This window comes from Winkia sp. C0117E2 (assembly GCF_056590455.1).
In genome coordinates, this window is record NZ_JBWPWD010000002.1 from 202354 (window position 1) to 216459 (window position 14106).

At 56.4% G+C, this 14106-nt stretch carries 14 protein-coding genes; 12 read left to right on the forward strand and 2 right to left on the reverse strand.

The features are described from left to right. Positions 1–4 precede the first annotated feature (4 nt). The 4 genes from typA to AC1EKG_RS03365 all read left to right on the forward strand — a co-directional run bounded on the left by typA (position 5) and on the right by AC1EKG_RS03365 (position 5175). The gene (typA, locus tag AC1EKG_RS03350) at positions 5–1921 is read left to right on the forward strand and encodes a translational GTPase TypA (RefSeq protein ID WP_004805919.1); all 1917 of its coding nucleotides are present in this window, start codon (positions 5–7) and stop codon (positions 1919–1921) included. 219 nt (positions 1922–2140) lie between these two features. Then, positions 2141–2704 (forward strand): alkyl hydroperoxide reductase subunit C, encoded by a 564-nt coding sequence (gene ahpC, locus AC1EKG_RS03355; protein WP_004805922.1) that lies wholly within the window; start codon positions 2141–2143, stop codon positions 2702–2704. After that, the gene (ahpF, locus tag AC1EKG_RS03360) at positions 2704–4236 is read left to right on the forward strand and encodes an alkyl hydroperoxide reductase subunit F (RefSeq protein WP_004805923.1); all 1533 of its coding nucleotides are present in this window, start codon (positions 2704–2706) and stop codon (positions 4234–4236) included. The genes ahpC and ahpF overlap by 1 nt, the downstream gene beginning before the upstream one ends. Before the next feature lie 15 nt (positions 4237–4251). Next, positions 4252–5175: a LysR substrate-binding domain-containing protein gene (locus AC1EKG_RS03365; protein ID WP_004805925.1), complete on the forward strand. Its 924-nt coding sequence runs from the start codon at positions 4252–4254 to the stop codon at positions 5173–5175. Between the two features lie 49 nt (positions 5176–5224). Here the strand turns inward: AC1EKG_RS03365 and AC1EKG_RS03370 are convergent, their stop codons facing one another. After that, the gene (locus AC1EKG_RS03370) at positions 5225–5464 is read right to left on the reverse strand and encodes a putative acetyltransferase (RefSeq protein WP_004805927.1); all 240 of its coding nucleotides are present in this window, start codon (positions 5462–5464) and stop codon (positions 5225–5227) included. A gap of 55 nt (positions 5465–5519) precedes the next feature. Here AC1EKG_RS03370 and fdxA point away from each other — a divergent pair, with 55 nt between their 5' ends. Together fdxA and dapC are read left to right on the forward strand one after the other, a co-directional pair. After that, a complete protein-coding gene (fdxA, locus tag AC1EKG_RS03375; protein WP_004805928.1) occupies positions 5520–5843 on the forward strand; it encodes a ferredoxin in 324 nt (107 codons plus the stop codon). A gap of 1 nt (position 5844) precedes the next feature. Continuing rightward, positions 5845–6960, forward strand: coding sequence for a succinyldiaminopimelate transaminase (dapC, locus tag AC1EKG_RS03380; protein WP_004805931.1), 1116 nt, complete (start codon positions 5845–5847; stop codon positions 6958–6960). Positions 6961–7031: 71 nt separating this feature from the next. On the opposite strand, the gene AC1EKG_RS03385 is transcribed toward dapC, so the two are convergent. Next, positions 7032–7643 carry a Maf family protein gene (locus AC1EKG_RS03385; RefSeq protein ID WP_004805932.1) on the reverse strand — a complete coding sequence of 204 codons (612 nt, stop codon included), beginning with the start codon at positions 7641–7643 and terminating at the stop codon, positions 7032–7034. Between the two features lie 96 nt (positions 7644–7739). Between AC1EKG_RS03385 and AC1EKG_RS03390 the strand changes: the two genes are divergently transcribed. The 6 genes from AC1EKG_RS03390 to AC1EKG_RS03415 all read left to right on the forward strand — a co-directional run bounded on the left by AC1EKG_RS03390 (position 7740) and on the right by AC1EKG_RS03415 (position 14075). Then, the gene (locus AC1EKG_RS03390; RefSeq protein WP_048707215.1) at positions 7740–8789 is read left to right on the forward strand and encodes an adenylate/guanylate cyclase domain-containing protein; all 1050 of its coding nucleotides are present in this window, start codon (positions 7740–7742) and stop codon (positions 8787–8789) included. Positions 8790–8905: 116 nt separating this feature from the next. Next, positions 8906–9583, forward strand: a complete 678-nt coding sequence (locus AC1EKG_RS03395; RefSeq protein WP_040314880.1) for a response regulator transcription factor — start codon at positions 8906–8908, stop codon at positions 9581–9583. 21 nt (positions 9584–9604) lie between these two features. Then, a complete protein-coding gene (locus AC1EKG_RS03400) occupies positions 9605–10894 on the forward strand; it encodes a HAMP domain-containing sensor histidine kinase (protein WP_004805938.1) in 1290 nt (429 codons plus the stop codon). 50 nt (positions 10895–10944) lie between these two features. Next, entirely contained in the window at positions 10945–12618 is a 1674-nt protein-coding gene (locus AC1EKG_RS03405; RefSeq protein WP_004805940.1) for a DUF6020 family protein, read from the forward strand. Positions 12619–12730: 112 nt separating this feature from the next. After that, complete coding sequence (locus AC1EKG_RS03410) at positions 12731–13669, forward strand: glycosyltransferase (protein WP_004805941.1); 939 nt, start codon at positions 12731–12733, stop codon at positions 13667–13669. Continuing rightward, complete coding sequence (locus AC1EKG_RS03415; protein ID WP_004805944.1) at positions 13659–14075, forward strand: GtrA family protein; 417 nt, start codon at positions 13659–13661, stop codon at positions 14073–14075. Before AC1EKG_RS03410 ends, AC1EKG_RS03415 begins: the two co-directional genes overlap by 11 nt. The last annotated feature ends 31 nt before the right edge of the window (positions 14076–14106 follow it).

A 14106-nucleotide genomic window follows, 5' to 3' on the forward strand; every position in this document is an offset into this window, starting at 1 on the left:
CAATATGGCAATTCGCCAAGATCTTCGAAACGTCGCAATCGTTGCACACGTCGATCACGGCAAAACCACGCTCGTCGACGCCATGCTGTGGCAGTCGGGTGCATTCGGTGAGCACGATACGGTCGAAAGTCGTGGCGAGCGCATTATGGACTCCGGCGACCTCGAGCGCGAAAAAGGCATCACCATTTTGGCGAAGAACACCGCCGTGCGCTACTCCGGTCCTGCAGTCAAGCACTCCGGCTGCGACGAGGTCGTAATCAACGTCATTGACACTCCTGGGCACGCGGACTTCGGGGGCGAGGTCGAACGAGGCCTCTCCATGGTCGATGGCGTAGTGCTGCTAGTCGATGCTTCTGAAGGCCCTCTGCCGCAGACCCGCTTCGTGCTACGCAAGGCGCTAGAGGCCGCCCTGCCTGTAATCATCGTGATCAACAAGGTGGACCGCCCCGACCAGCGCATCGACGAGGTGCGTGAAGAGACCATGGACTTGCTGCTGAACCTGGCAGATGACTTGGTAAATGACGGCGCCGATATTGATCTGGACTCTCTGCTGGATGTGCCGGTTGTTTATGCTTCGGCTAAGGCAGGCAAGTCCTCGCTAGAGCAGCCAGCTCCGGGAGAGCTGCCAGACCAGAACTTGGAACCGCTCTTCGAGACCATCATCAAGCGCATTCCCGGGCCCTCCTACGATCCGGAGGCGCCCCTGCAGGCACACGTTACAAACCTGGATGCCTCGCCCTATCTGGGCAGGCTGGCACTGCTACGCATTCACAATGGCACCCTTAAGAAGGGGGCAACAGTTGGTTGGGTGCGCCACGACGGGTCCATGCAGCGGGAGCACATTGCCGAGTTGCTGGCCACGGAGGCGCTTGATCGCGTGCCGGTCGAAGAGGCGCACGCAGGCGACATAGTTGCTATTGCCGGTATTCCAGACATCACCATTGGCGAATCGCTAGTAGATCTGGAAGATCCGCGGCCGCTGCCGCTAATCAAGGTCGATGATCCGGCTATCTCGCTAACTATCGGTATTAACACCTCTCCGATGGCAGGCAGAGTGAAGGGTGCCAAGGTAACTGCGCGGCAGGTGAAGGACCGGCTGGATCGCGAACTGATCGGCAACGTCTCGCTCCGCGTGCTTCCTACGCAGCGTCCCGACACCTGGGAAGTGCAGGGCCGTGGTGAACTAGCCCTGGCAATTCTTGTAGAGCAGATGCGTCGCGAAGGTTACGAGCTAACCGTTGGCAAGCCGCAAGTAGTTACTAAAGAGATCGATGGTCAGCGGTGCGAACCGATGGAATCCATGACTATTGACATCCCCGAAGAACACCTTGGCGCCGTCACCCAGCTGATGGCCGCTCGCAAGGGTCGCATGGACACTATGGCAAACCACGGAACAGGCTGGATTCGCCTGGAATACATGGTTCCGGCGCGTGGCCTGATTGGCTTCCGCACTAAGTTCCTTACTGACACCCGTGGTACTGGCATCGCCTACTCGATTTCCGCTGGCTACGAACCGTGGCACGGCCAGATTGAGCGCCGCTTGACCGGGTCACTGGTCTCGGATCGTCCGGGTAAGGCTATCCCGTACGCGATGATCAAGCTGCAGGAACGCGGTGCATTCATGGTTCAGCCGGGCTCCGAGGTGTACGAAGGCCAGGTAGTTGGCGAGAATTCGCGCAACGAGGACATGGACGTCAATATCTGCAAGGAAAAAGAGAAGACGAACATGCGCGCGGTAAGTGCCGATTCCTTCGAAGGCCTGGTGCCGCCGCGTACTCTGACCTTGGAAGAATCGCTCGAATTTGCTGCCGAGGACGAATGCGTTGAGGTAACCCCTGAGGCCATCCGTATTCGCAAGGTTGTGCTGAACGCACAGGATAGATTCAAGATCGCCGCCAAGGCGCGCCGCGAGAACAAGTAGGAGACAGGCATTTGCCTTGCCCCGCCGGGCACCTCTTTGGAGGTCTTCGGCGGGGCTTTTCGCATAGTGGCAGCGAGCCGCTGGAGTGGGAAGCAAGTGTCGCCCTCGAGCACACCTGCAGCTATAGGAGAATGCTTTAACGCTAGCGGTTGATGATAGCTATATGTACACTGGGTGTGTCAGTTGCGATGGTTCGCAAAAACAAAATTGGAGGTTATTTTGTCTCTCATTAATACTCAGGCACCGCAGTGGAGCGGCACTGCCTACCACAACGGCGAATTCGTAGACGTCTCCTCTAAAGACTATGAAGGCAAATGGGCAATCATCTTCTTCTACCCGGCAGACTTTACATACGTATGTCCGACCGAGCTTGAAGATATGGCCGAAAACTATGACGAGCTCTCCTCGCTGGGCGTTGAGGTTTACTCGTTCTCGACTGACAAGCACTACACCCACAAGGCGTGGCACGAGACCTCTGACCGCATCGCCAAGATCAAGTTCCCGATGGTGGGCGACCCGACCGGAGAAATCGCCAGCGCTTTTGAATCTTTGGACGCCAGCGAAGGCTGTGCCCACCGGTCGACCTTTGTGATCGATCCCAATGGAGTGATCCAGTACCTGGAAACCTCCGCCGAGGGAATCGGTCGCAACGCCACTGAGCTGGTGCGCAAGGTCAAGGCTGCGCAGTACATCTACAACCATCCGGGTGAGGTCTGCCCCGCGAAGTGGGAAGAGGGCGAAGAAACTCTAACCCCGAGCTTCGACCTGACGGGTAAGCTCTGATGCTCGACAAGAAAACGCTCGACCAGGTAGCTGGCGTCATCGGCATGATCGCCAGCCCGGTCGAGTTTGTCGCATCGCTCGATGACACGGATCGGTCGGCAAAAATGCGTGAGCTGCTAGAAGAGGTGAGCGCACTTTCCGACAAGATCTCTCTGGTCGAGGAACCGGACAAGCGCACACCGTCTTTCGGCATCCGGCAAAAGGGCGAGCAGCCGCGGGTCCGCTTTGCGGGCCTGCCTATGGGACACGAGTTCTCCAGCTTCGTCCTCGCCTTGCTGCAGGTTGGTGGCCACGAGGTGAAGGCTGACGCGGACACGATCGAGGAAGTCACCAAGCTTTCTGAACCGCACGAGTTCGTTACCTACATGTCGTTGACGTGCCAGAACTGCCCTGATGTGGTGCAGGCCCTGAACGCTATGGCGGTGCTAAACCCGAACCTGAGCCACACCGCTGTCGAGGGCGGAGCCTTCCGCGCCGAGGTTGATGGTGCGGGAGTGAAGACGGTGCCCACTGTGTACATGGATGGGCAACTATTTGGCCAGGGGCGTATGTCCATGGCCGAGATTGTGGCAAAGCTGGATACAGGTTCTGCCGCGCGCACTGCCGACAAGCTCAATCAGAAGGAACCTTTCGATGTGCTGGTAGTTGGAGCAGGCCCGGCCGGTGCCTCTTCGGCTATTTATTCGGCGCGCAAGGGCTTCAACGTCGGAGTCGCTGCCGGGCGAGTAGGTGGGCAGGTAAACGATACTGCTGGCATTGAAAACCTGATTGCCATTTCGAAGACCCAGGGTAGCGATTTTGCTGCCGAGCTGCGCCAGAACATGGTAGCCAATGGGGTCGACCTTATGGAGTCCTTGCAGGCGGAGCGCCTGAGCAAGGAAGGCGACCTCTTTGTTGTTGAGTTCGCTGGCGACGTCAAGCTGAAGGCAAAGTCGGTCATCCTGGCTACCGGTGCGCGGTATCGCACCACCGGCATCCCCGGCGAGGAAGAACTCCGCAATAAAGGCGTAACTTTCTGCCCGCACTGCGACGGTCCTCTTTTCCAGGACAAGCCGGTAGCCGTCATCGGCGGTGGCAACTCGGCCATCGAGGCAGCAATCGACCTTGCCGGACTGGCAAGCCACGTAACCGTGGTGGAGCTAATGGATCACCTCGGTGCCGACCAGGTCTTGGTAGACAAGCTGAATTCGCTGCCCAACACTCGCGTGCTTACTTCAGCTACCTCTAAAGAAATCCTGGGAAGCGATGCGGTCAGCGGACTGGTGGTCCAAAAGAGCGATGGCTCTTCAGAGACCCTGCCCGTAGAGGGCGTGTTCGTCCAGATCGGCCTAGTGCCCAACACGGAATGGCTAGAGGGAACGCTGGAGCTGGACCGGGGGCAGATCGCCATTGATCGGTCCAACGCCACCTCAATTCCTGGAGTATTTGCTGCAGGTGATTGCACAAACGTGCCTCACAAGCAGATAGTGGTAGCCATGGGTGAGGGCGCGAATGCCGCCCTCGGATCATTCGAGCACTCAATTCGCAACTAACGCAAAGGAGTCCTGTTGAATTTTCGGTCGCTGCAGTATCTAGTGGCCCTCTCACAGCAGGGCTCCTTTCGCGGTGCCGCGATCTCATTGGGAGTCGCTCAACCCTCCGTGTCCACCCAGATCCGGCGCCTGGAAACTGAACTGGGAGCCCAGCTGGTGAAGCGGTCCAGCCAGGGAGCGCAGCTAACTGAGGTGGGCCAGAAGATCGTAGTTGAGGCGCTCGAAATTTTTGCGATTACGGATCGCATCAAGGCATTGGCCAGTGGCACAGAACCAGTGGTGCACGAGGTGCGACTCGGGGTCTTTCCCACCCTGTCTCCGTACCTGCTGCCGTACTTGCTGCCGCAGATGCGCAAGGCAGCTCCCGATATACACTTCCTAGTTGAGGACGAAAAGTCGGGAGTTCTAAAGGAACATCTTCGCAAGGGAGAACTTGATGTGGCGATCCTTGCAGATGATGATTTTGGTCCCGAGATGGTGCAATTTCCCGTCCTCGACGAGGCATTTGTATTGGCTTTGCCGGTCGAACACCCGCTGGCTCGCTCCTATGGCAGCATCGACACCGGAGCCCTAAAGGGGACTGAGCTGCTGCTCTTGGGGGATGGGCACTGCCTGCGCGACCAGACACTGGTTCTTTGTTCTCAGGTGGGAGCCAAGGAACGGGCGGATTATCACGTAAATTCCGTAGAAACTCTAAAGCAGATGGTGCGGGCCGGGGTGGGGCCAGCACTTATTCCCTCGCTCGCTGTGTCCGGCACTGACGAGACGGACGAGGACATTAGGTTCCGCCGCTTTGCTTCTCCGCCCCCTAAGCGGATCATTCGGGTGGTAGTGCGGCGGGAGGATGCCCAAAAAGATTACGTCGCGCTACTTCGTAAAGTAATGGTAGCCATGCCGACTCGGGTTAGAAATCCTGGACTGCGCATCCACCTGGCGTAAATAAATAAGACGACAGTGACGTTTTCCGCCCTCTGGAAGGCAGCCGTGGTTACCACCGGCGGGGCGGAACCCTCTTGCCCGTGACCATCTTTTGGGCGGGCACGCGGACCTTTCCTTTCCGGGTCATTATGTCGACGAAATCGCGCTCTACCTGCAAAACCTCGCCTAGAGCGTCGTAGAAGCCGTCCGGTTCGCGATACCGAAGTACTACCCGTTCGCCCACCTTCCATTCGAGCCACGGCAGCTTCGGAGGGTTAGGGCTATCACATGAATAAGTCTTTTGGTCCATCGTGGGACATACTAGTTTAGACGCTTGGAAAGGGAAGAACCAGGAAGGTGTATTCATGACTTACGTCATCGCTCAACCGTGTGTGGATGTCAAAGACCGCGCGTGCGTGGATGAGTGTCCGGTGGATTGCATTTACGAGGGCGCTCGCACTTTGTACATTCATCCCGACGAGTGCGTTGACTGCGGGGCTTGTGAACCTGTTTGCCCCACTGAGGCCATTTTCTACGAGGACGATTTGCCCGAAGAATGGTCTGACTATTACCGCGCTAATACTGATTTCTTTAACCTGAAGGATCTCGGATCTCCGGGCGGTGCCGCAGCCGTCGGGCCCGTAGACTATGATGATCCCATGATTGCTGAGCTGCCCCCGCAGGCCTAACATGTTGCCGCGCGCTTTAGAACTACCAGTGTTCCCTTGGGATACCCTGGAACCAGTAAAAGAAACTGCCAAAAGGCACCCAGATGGCATCGTGGACCTATCGATTGGTACCCCAGTCGATGCCGTGCCAGCCTTTGTTCGCCAGGCCCTAGCCGAGGCGTATGACGCTCCCGGCTATCCGCCGGTGCAGGGGAGTGCGCAACTGCGCGAGGACATAGCGAGGTGGTACCACGCGAAGCGGGGCGCTAGTGCGGTCCTCGCCCACGGGGTTATCCCCACTGTTGGCTCTAAAGAACTAGTGGCGGGGCTGCCCTTCTACTTGGGTCTGCGTGCGGGCGATCGGGTACTCATGCCACAGGTTGCCTACCCAACTTACGAGGTCGGAGCTCGGGTTACCGGGGCAACTCCAGTGCCGGTGGGGCCAGACCCAGATACCTGGCCGAGCGCGCAGATGGTATGGCTCAATTCGCCCTCGAACCCGGACGGACGAGTACTATCTGTGATCGAGCTGCGGAAGATCGTAAAGTGGGCGCGCCACCACGGCGCTATTGTTGCCTGCGACGAGTGCTATGCCGAATTGGTGTGGGATACTCCTGAGGCGCCATCGATCTTGGAAGATCGGGTTTGCGATCGGGACACCACGGGTTTACTTTCGGTCTATTCGCTATCGAAGCAATCTAATCTTGCCGGTTATCGGGCAGCCTTTATGGCTGGTGACCCTAAACTAGTTTCCACCGTGCTTGGGATTCGCAAGCACCTGGGGGCTATGATGCCTACTCCAATCCAGCATGTAATGCGTGCGGTCCTTGCGGATAGGGAACATGTAACAGCCCAGCGCGAATTGTATGCGGATAGGCGACAGCGATTGCTGAAGGCTACTGCGAACGCCGGCTTGATACATGATCCGCAGTCAGTGGCCGGCTTGTATCTGTGGCTTTCTGCCCCCGGTATGGACGCATGGCAGATCGCAGAGGCCTTGGCGAAGATCGGTATCTTAGTGGCTCCAGGAACATTCTATGAGGACAATTCGCACGTGCGGATGTCGCTGACCGCTTCTGACGAGCGAATTCGCGCTGCGGAAGACCGGTTAAACAAAGAGCCCCTGTTTAGTAACTGAAGACCGTAGCGCCGGCCGTAACAGTCGCGGACGCGAGCCTTGGCGCGCCCGCGACCTCGCGCCGCTACGGACTACTTCCACAGATCGGGCCAAAAACCTCCCAGCTCGGTATACATTTGCCGCAACAACGGTAAGGAGATGCCGACTACTGAATGAAAATCGCCCTCGATTCCGGTGACGAAGGCCCCTCCTAAAGAATCTACGGTGAATGCGCCGGCTACTTCTAGTGGTTCACCGGTAGCCACGTAGGCATCGATCTCGGCGTCAGAGAGGTTGGCAAAGTGGACGGTAGTACTTGCAGTTTCGCCCTTTTCTTGCCAATTGCCGCTGGTGCCAACTAGTAGGTAATGTCCGGTCAGCAGGGTGCCGGTTTTACCGCGCATTTTCTGCCAGCGGTTGCGGGCTACTTCTGCGGTATGTGGTTTGCCAACGAGCTCTGAACCAATTAGCAGCATCGAATCGCACCCTACAATACAGGTAGGGGTAGAGAAATCGTCGGAAGCGGCAATCTTTTGCGCTTTCGCCTTGGCCAGGTTGGCAACTTTCCCTGTGGTGGGCAGGTCTTTGGCTTTGGCAAGTAGGGCTGCTTCATCGACGTTTGCTACCCGTACTTGGGGGTGCAAACCTGCATGTTTTAGAGTTTGTAGGCGTGCCGGTGACTGCGAGGCTAGAACAAGATTCATATGTATATATTAGGAACTTTTCTTCTGGCCTTACCCCGGCAACATTAAAAACAGGTAGTGTGAACTAGGCAATACCGTTTACGGAAGGGTGGGGAGTTGACCCAAGCGAAGGCATCGTCCGGCTCAATGCCGGGGGCCACTATCGACGCTGCAAGAAACGTGCTCATCGGGGGTCGGCCCACGATGAATCTCAAGGAGCTGGCCGAGGCTGCGGGGTGCGAGGTCGCCTATGCGGAGCGGTTCTGGCGCGCTATGGGCTTTCCTGACTTGAAATCAGACGAGGATATGTTCACCGAGCTAGACCTGGCATCGTTGAAGTCTTGGCTCTCGCTTATGAGCGAGCTCGGGCTCAAAACTAGGTCTGCGACCTCGCTGCTGCGCGCGCAGTCGCACACCATGGATCGTTTGGTGCTGTGGCAGACTGAGGCAATAGTGCAGGACCTGGTGTCCCAATATGATCTGGACGATACTACCGCCAGGCTTCTGCTGCTCGACCGTATTGACCAGTTCACGGGCATTTTAGAGAAGCAGGTTAGGTATGCCTGGAGACGCCAGCTGGCAGCACTGCTTACTCATATCGATGACGAGGTGGGCCAGCGCGGAATGGAAGACATGACAGCTGATACCTATCCGCTCCGCCGGACTATGGGATTTGTCGACATGGTCGCGTATACCAGGCGGTCGGCCGGCCTCGGGGCGGAGGCGTTGGCAGATCTAGTTGAGGGCTTTGAATTTCGGTGCCGCGACGTGGTTACGCGCAATGGCGGCAGGGTGGTGAAGACCATTGGCGATGCTGTGCTGTGGGTATGCGACGATCTAGCCACGGGGCTGCGCGTGGCCAGTAAGCTGGTGCACACCCTGGTGACTTCTGAGGAGCTTCTTCCGGTCCGAGCATCTCTTGTGTGTGGGCGAGTGGTCTCGCGCTCAGGAGACATTTTTGGCCCCCCTGTGAACCTAGCTTCGCGCCTAGTGGACATTGCCCCGAGGGCGTCTATCTTTATGGATGAGCAGACTGCGCAAATGCTTTATGCGGACTCTAAGTTTGATGACTCTCTGATTTGGAAGGCGGATCCGGCAGACCTGCGGGGCGTGGGCACAGTGGTTCCGTATTTCTTAGATTGGGAGAAATATTTGCGGACCCTGTAGGCATTTCCGCTGGCTGGGCAGGCAGAGTCAAAAACAGGTAAATCTGATGCATGTAAAGTGTAAATATTTTTCAGCCTCGATAACAATTTTTTGTCTTCGTGCGCTACGATTGGCATGTGACTAGAGTTTTACTTGTTGAAGACGACCCCGCAATCTCCGAGCCGCTTGCCCGCGCGCTTGGGCGGGAAGGCTACACAGTGTCGGCTCACGGTACCGGCAAAGGTGCGCTGGCCGATCTAGCTGGCACTGACTTAGTGGTTTTGGACTTGGGCCTGCCTGATATTGATGGCCTGGATGTTGCTAGGCAGATCCGCGCCGGAGGCTCTTCTGTCCCCATCATGATTCTTACCGCCCGTACTGACGAGGTCGACATGGTAGTTGGCCTAGATGCGGGCTCTGACGACTACGTAACTAAGCCGTTCCGCTTGGCGGAGCTGTTGGCTCGAGTGCGGGCGCTGCTGCGCCGCGCTGGCAGCGATTCCTCCGACGGCTACCTAGAAGCGCAAGATATTCGCGTAGACGTATCTGCACACCGGGCATTCCGGGGCGATACTGAGCTGCAATTGACCGCAAAGGAATTTGAACTGCTACGGGTGCTGGTGCGTGAGGCCGGCAATGTGGTGGAACGGGAAACCTTGATGCGGGAAGTGTGGTCCTCTGACCCCACCGATTCCACCAAGACGCTGGATATGCACGTGTCGTGGTTGCGGAGGAAGCTGGGTGACGATGCGGCTCGCCCTCGTTACATTACGACCGTACGAGGGATGGGTTTCCGCTTCGAGAAAGAGGCATAGTTGCGCCGCCGTGCGCTACTAATGACTTTGTGGGCGGCTACCGCCGGCGTGTTGTTGCTGGGGTTGCCGCTCGCTATCTTAGGGTCAGCCTATGTCTGGATGTCGACCGCAGCTGCCCTAAACGAGAAGGCCGCTGCTATTGCTCGGCTTACCGATCACACGTTGGGTGCTGGCGCCTCGATGGATTATGCGAACCTGGGATATTGGGGGGCCGGAAAATCCACTTGGATAAAGGTATATGGCGCACATGCCGCGGCCACTGAGGCCGGAGAACGACCTTCCTGGCCCTCCATCTCAGTGTCGACGGTTTCTTCAAATGGCAATACCGTTTTTATTGAAACCTCTGCGTGGCCCACAATCGGCCAAGCTGCAATGCTCGTGTTGCTGGTGGTGTTGTTGTCCGCCCTCGCATTAGGGGTGGCAGCAGTGCTGGCGTTCCGCTCTTCTAGGCGGCTATCTGCTCCGCTTATCTACTTGGCGGCGCAGGCTGAACAGGTCGGACAGGGCGAGGTGCGAGCTCGCATCAAACCTTCGGGAATCGAAGAAATAGACCTGGTAGCCCAAGAACTAGCGCATACCTCCGAGCGCATCGCAGGCCGACTTGCCGCCGAGCAGCAGTTCGCCGCTGATGCCTCTCACCAGCTGCGGACGCCTCTAACTGCATTGTCGATGCGAATTGAAGAGATAGAGCTGATCTCGGACGACGAAGAGGTGCGCAAGGAAGCCGGTGCATGTCTAGAGCAGGTTGAGCGCCTAACTCAGGTAGTAACTGATTTGCTGTCCTCAAGAAGACGGTCCGGTGGCACAACGCAGGCCGTGAAGCTGGACGCAATCTTCACCCAGCAGAAGGGTGAATGGGAGCCAGCTTTTAAGAACGCGGGGCGCGAGCTCGTGTTCGTGGACGACGCTGAGCGGGTAGTGCTTGCAACTCCGGGAAATCTGTCGCAGGTGCTTGCCACTTTGATAGAAAACTCGCTTAGGTATGGCAAGGGCAAGGTTCAGGTTAGTACTCGCAAGGGAAAGTCCTCTAGGTCGGTCTTCATTGAAGTATCGGACGAGGGCGATGGCGTCCCAGATGAATTGGCCCCAAAAATCTTCGAGAAGGGGGTATCGGGCCATGGCTCATCGGGCATCGGTCTAGCCCTCGCCCGCGAACTAGTACAGGCTGATGGGGGACGTATTGAACTAACTCAGCGACAGCCTCCGATTTTCACCATTTCCCTAGCAGCACTTCCCACATCGTTGGATCCGGATAAAGTGATGCCACGAGGTGCCATGGTTTCCATGGGAAGGCGTAGAAGAAGGCTTTGAGGCTGCAGTGGGCAGGAAGGACATAGTGGGGTAAGGCATTGGAGGGGAGTATGGCTGTGGGGAACACTTCCAGGTCGGCGCACTCTAGAGTGAACTTGCGTTTTTGGGGCTACACGCTCTTTTCCGCAATGGCGATTAGCGCCTTTGATCTTCTCTCGCAGATCGTCCCGGAAGGGAAGGCCCAGCCCTGGGCAATTTTTTCCCTTGCTCGTACGGGGACTGTCTTCGTCCTCGCAATAGTGATCTGTGGATTGGTGTTCGCGTTGGCGGGGCGGGAGGGCGCGCCCGCGCCTCTGCCAAGGCGCAGGGTTTTACTGGCTGGTTTTTTGATTCCTCTTCTCAGCTGGTCGCTCCTGTTAGCCTGCCTATGGCCCGGGGTGTCGATGAACGACACCTGGGCTATCCTCAGTGAGCCTTTAGCTGCCTCTAGTCAGCATCCTTTAGCCTACGGGTACGGCCTGTCCGCACTGGTACATGGTGGGTCCTTGTTGCTAGGGAATGTGTCGCGAGGGCTGGCCTTTGCCGCAATGGTGCAAATGGTGCTGTGGGCGCTCGTGGTAGCAGCTATGGCGGATACACTTCGCATGACTGGCGCCCCAAGGATGGTGATATACGCATTCGTGGCATACACGGCAGCCGTTCCCGTGGTGGGTGACTATGCCATAGCCCTAGTTAAAGATTCTCCGTTTTCGATAGCTATCGCAGCAATAACCGTTTTGCTGTTTCGTGTCTGGGTAAGTAAGGGAAGTGCAGTAGGTAGTAGAGGCTTCCAGATCGCATTGTTCTTCTCAGCGCTCGCGGTAACTGCAATGCGTAACAACGGGATTGCGCTTACCGTGATCATGGTGCCACTGTTGTTTTTCATCTGCGATAGCAATAGGAAACTTGCAATTGGGATCGTAGTTGCAGCTATAGTGGCTGGGTCCATACCGGGACAGATCTCGAAGATTTACGTGGGCCCTCATAAATATGTAGAGTCAGTCAGCATGCCCCTTCAGATGATCGGGTATGGCATCTGGGCGCAACCACAGTGCATTCCGAGGGCGCAGCGCACCTACTTCTCTAAGATCATGCCAATTGCACAGTGGGCGCAGGCATATTCGCCGCTTTCAGTAGATGCTACTAAAGATAATGGTCAGTTCGATCGAGACTACCTGCAACGAACGAAGGGTGAGTTTGCGCGGCACTTTGTGGCCTATAGTTTTTCCTGTCCTGTGTCCGCTGCGAAAGGGTATCTGCTGCACACCAGGAACTACTGGTCGCCCCAGACCCGTCCCATTGGCAGAACCAGTCAATCCATCTTTCACTCTTTAGTGTCGAATGATTCAGCTAGCAGCACTGCGTGGCGGCAGGAGCTAGGAAAGCGGGGGATAAGCAACCACTCGCTGCTGCCAGATGGGCTCACCTCCGCAGTGATGGCCTGGTTCCGGACTGGCACTGCCCATTTTCCCGGTGCTGGTACGTGGGCGTGGGCCCTATTGGTAGCGGTAGGTGGCTTTCTGTACCGGCGTAGATATGCAGGATTAGCACTGGCATTTCCCTCAGCGCTAATCTATGCCACTCTTTTGGTGGCTTCTCCTGTGTCCTATCCCTTTAGATACGTAGCATTCTTGGCTTTGGTGGCCCCTTTTTCTCTAGCCATCCTGTTAGTAGGCGAGCCGGCTAAGCAGACGATAAATGTGGGCACCACTACAAAAACACCTGTGAATAAAAGCTGGTGGTGAGTGTGTTTTTGATGGAGGAATCTTTATAATTCGGGAGGTAAGAGCAATAAGGCTGCAATCGGGTGCGGTATTGCGAAGATAATTTTGTGTTTGTTGGCCAGAAGGGCTAAATGTGAAAAAGCGTGACCATGTAGCGGTGATTATCCCTTGTTATAACGAAGAAGCCGCCATCGGCCGAGTAGTCTCGGACCTGAAGCAAACTCTTCCGCAGGCAACTATCTACGTATACGACAACAATTCCACAGATAACACTGCCAGTGAGGCAAAAGCCGCTGGGGCAGTGGTGCGCTTCGAAGGTCGTAAGGGAAAAGGCAACGTGGTTAGGCGGGCCTTTGCCGACGTTGATGCTGACGCCTATGTGATGATCGATGGCGACGATACGTACGAGGCAGCGGCAGCGTCGAAAATGGTTGCGAAGCTGTTTTCGGAAGGGTTGGATCACGTCCTCGGATGCCGGATGGATAATCCGGAATCCACCGCATACCGTCCTGGGCATGCGCAGGGCAACAGGTTGTTTAATCGGCTAGTGTCAGGCCTATTTGGAATGCCGGTGACGGATATGCTTTCCGGCTACAGGGTTTTCTCTAGAAGGTTCGTGAAATCCTTCCCCGCCCTCTCTAAAGAATTTGAAATCGAAACAGAACTCACGGTGCATACGATGCGGTTGGGAGTGCCCCAGGCCGAATATCAGGTGGGGTTCAAAGATCGCCCAGAGGGGTCGGATTCGAAGCTGCGGACATTCCGCGACGGTTTCAAGATCCTGGGCACGATCGCGCGCCTGCTAGCGCACGAGCGGCCCTTTGCAACCTTCGGGATAATTAGCCTAATTGCGGCCATCTTCTCGTTGCTCATCGGCGCACCGGTGGTGTGGGATTACATTCAAACAGGGCTGGTGCCCCGCCTTCCATCGGCAGTTCTAGCATCCGGACTTGCAGTGATCAGCGCGCTGTCTTTGACGGTAGGAATGACGCTAAGTGGGGTGTTGCGTGCTCGCCAAGAAATCGCCCGCCTGGCATACCTGCAATATGAGGCACCAGCTGATGGGGAATAAGTGGTTGAAGCCATCGCTAGTGAAGTACCTATTCGTTGGAGTGGGTACTTCATTGATGGACTTTCTTCTATTTTTGTTTTTCTCGTCTGTAATAGGCCTGCCCGAAGTGGTAGCGAATATTTTCTCCACCGCAATCACTATCGTCGCATCCTACTTCGTTAACAATTTCTTTGTGTTCGAATCGAAACGCATTTCCTGGGCATCATTTGTTTCGTTTGCTGGACTTACCCTATTCACAGGAATGGTCCTTCAGTCCGGTGTTATCTGGGCAGTGATGCATATTTCAGGATTTATTTGGCATGGTCCTATTGTTGCTGCTCGGGCGGCTTCTAAAATAGCTGCTATGGCGGTAGGGGCGACCTGCAATTATTTGGGTTATGCCGCCCTCTTCACGAAGAAGAACTAGGAATATCCTCGCGCAGCTGAAAGGTTAGGGC